Genomic DNA, 2,723 nt, shown 5'->3' on the forward strand with positions numbered 1-2,723 from the left:
CTTTCTTAATTCGAAGAAGGCAAGTCTTTTTTATCTCTTTTTATTGATTAATGTAATCAAAGGCAGCAGCAAGACGCAAATCATGCCCAAGATCAAATTGTGCTTTATCAAACTCAACTGGGATATCAGGGATACATCCTACTCCCTCATGAGAAACACCATTAGCATCTAATATTTGAGCAAAAGGAGTGTAAACAGTTGTAATGTACTTACCTACACTAAATTGTCCAGCATTCGCTACTAAAGAATCATAGGCAAGAGTTCCTTGTCCTCCTAAGGTCTTTCCTCCAATCTGTTTTCCTTTTTCTAATGCTTTAACCATATTTGTTGTTACTTCACCATTTGATACAGTCATAATATTGGTAATAACAGCAACTGGCTTACTAGCTAAGGAAGAATACTGATTGTGATATAAAGAAGGTTCAGGATAAATATAAACAGGAGATGGCAATGAATATTCTTGTCTTCCAATACCTATCTTATTAATTTGATATCCAAATTTAAAAGGAGATGAAAATAAATCTCCAAATAAAAGCTGTCTATCGATGTTAGCTCCACCACCATTTCCTCTTAAATCAATAATTAATCCTGTAGCACTCTCATCCATCTTTAAATCATGGAAATCACCTAAGTACAGAGAAATCTCATCTTCACTTGAACTAATAAATTCTACTAATTTAAAACCAGATAATAAGAAATAAACAGTATTACCTTCATAATTATTATTTACACTGCTAACATTATTTTTAGTAATTCCAGCAAGAGAATATAAATTTATAGAAGCAGAGTGCTTTTTCTTATAAGTAATAGGATTTGTATTTACAGCTTCTAAATATTCTTGATAAGAAGTTCCAAGACAAAGAGTCCAAGTTTCAAAAATACTATTTATAAAATCAGTATTTTTGCTATCAAGATTTAAATCAGGAAGAGGATAATATGGTCCTGCAGTTCCATTTGCGAAATATGCTTCAAAACTCTCTAGAGGATTAACACTCTTTACTTGATTATTCTCAATATAAGAACCATTTGGATATTTATTTGAGTAAAGAACAGCTTGTCCATTATATTCAATTCTGCTTTGAATTTTAGGATTTACTATTTTCCCATTTGCTTCTATAAACTTTATGTTAGGATAATTGCTAGGGTCAGGGGTAGAAACAACAAGCGGTAGTTTAAAGGTATTATTAAGAATAGTTTGAGCCTTTTCATTAAGTAAATCTTCAGGGTAATAGCTTGAGAAATCTCCTCCTTCATACATTAATTTGATAATCTCATCTGATGATAAATTAGGATTATTCTCTTTAATTATTTTATATTTTGATGGAGAGAAAATATACTTTCCATTTGCTTTACTTGAATCTACTATTTCAAAATAATAATGGTTATCAGAAAGGTCTTTTGTTATATCACTTAGAAGTAATATACCATCTTTCATTTGATTTGTATTTATTTTCCCTAAGGCTTGGAACTTAGGTAGATATTCATAATAAATATCATCCCACTCACCATTTTTATCATCTAAGTTCCAAAAGACATAGCTATCACTTAAGCCAGACCAATATCCCTTAAACAGTTCTTCCCAAGTTGAAACTCCTGAGCTATTTAAATAATCATTTGGATTCTTAGGAGATGGCATATCACAGGAAGCTAATAATAAAATTAAAATAGTTAATAAAAATAATTTAAGCTTTTTCATTTTTCTTCTCCAAATCCCCAAAGCATACCAACTTCTGCAGCAATAGTATCATTAATTAAAGGAGAATAATTTATAGCTTGCTTTCTTCTCATATCTGTTAATCCTAGCGAGTATGAACCTCTTAAAAAGAGAATTACAGGATCAAGTTCTAATTCAAAGCCAAGTCTAAAAAGTAAACCTGCTTCAAATCGATTATCAGCTTGAGTAAATTTATATGTTCCAGAGTAGTAGTTCATTAAGCCTTCAGTTCCAGCCCAGTTACTAGAGGATCCATATGAAGCACCACTTTTTTGTGATGCAACCCAGTAACCGATATAACCACCAGCTGAAGCAGTAAATGAGTAAATATCATTTGATAAAGTAAAATCTAGTGTTAAAGGAAGCTCTATATAATGGTTAGTTAAATTTTGAAACTCAAAAGGAGTAGCTATTGTATAACTTGGGTAATAGTGCTCAATTCTATAATTCTTTTGAATATAGGTTATTCCACTTGATAGGCCAAAATAATCGGTTATTTGATAACCAAAAGGGATTCCTACATCAAAGCCATGAGAACCTTTATATGAAATATCTGTTCTATATCCAGTATCGGTTCTAATAACATCATAGGTATAACCTCCAGTAAGGCCCACATAAAACTTATTTGCATCTCTAGCAGAGACTCCCAAAATTAAAATACCAATTAAAATAATTAATAATGATAATTTCTTCATCATTTCACTTCCACTACTTCTTTGATAATAAAGGAAATAGGAAGGAAAAACAAAAGGAATTAAAAGAAAAGTTTAAAAATAAAATCCTGAAGGTGTGCTGGCAGTATTGTTAATAGCTTCATCTTTAAGCTGTTTTTTACATTGTAATAATACTTTGGATGCTTACTATGTAAGGCTTTCATATATACACGAGCTAAGATATTTGGGTCCTTAGCATTTTTTAGTTCACCTGTCATTAAGAACTTAATTCTAGTTAAGAACCTCTTATAGTACTTCGTACTTGCTAAGAGAGTATCAAAGGCAGAGTTAATGCC

The 2,723-nt window shown here is 31.0% G+C and carries 3 protein-coding genes; all 3 read right to left on the reverse strand.

Features of this window, described 5'->3' with window-relative positions:
• Positions 1-40: 40 nt before the first annotated feature.
• Positions 41-1,696, reverse strand: a complete 1,656-nt coding sequence (locus SOY52_RS00005) for a S41 family peptidase (protein ID WP_320846935.1) — start codon at positions 1,694-1,696, stop codon at positions 41-43.
• The gene (locus tag SOY52_RS00010) at positions 1,693-2,409 is read right to left on the reverse strand and encodes an outer membrane beta-barrel protein (RefSeq protein WP_320846936.1); all 717 of its coding nucleotides are present in this window, start codon (positions 2,407-2,409) and stop codon (positions 1,693-1,695) included. The genes SOY52_RS00005 and SOY52_RS00010 overlap by 4 nt, the downstream gene beginning before the upstream one ends.
• 59 nt (positions 2,410-2,468) lie before the next feature.
• Positions 2,469-2,723 (reverse strand): hypothetical protein (locus tag SOY52_RS00015; protein WP_320846937.1); only part of this gene is annotated, 255 nt, incomplete at its 5' end.

It is taken from the genome of Bullifex sp. (assembly GCF_034103065.1).
In the GTDB taxonomy this organism is placed as follows: Bacteria; Spirochaetota; Spirochaetia; order Sphaerochaetales; family Sphaerochaetaceae; genus Bullifex.

Bases quoted from the DNA above. Each gene is read 5' to 3' on its own strand.
- SOY52_RS00005 (WP_320846935.1), bottom strand. From the start codon at position 1,696: ATGAAAAAGCTTAAATTATTTTTATTAACTATTTTAATTTTATTATTA.
- SOY52_RS00010 (WP_320846936.1), bottom strand. From the start codon at position 2,409: ATGAAGAAATTATCATTATTAATTATTTTAATTGGTATTTTAATTTTG.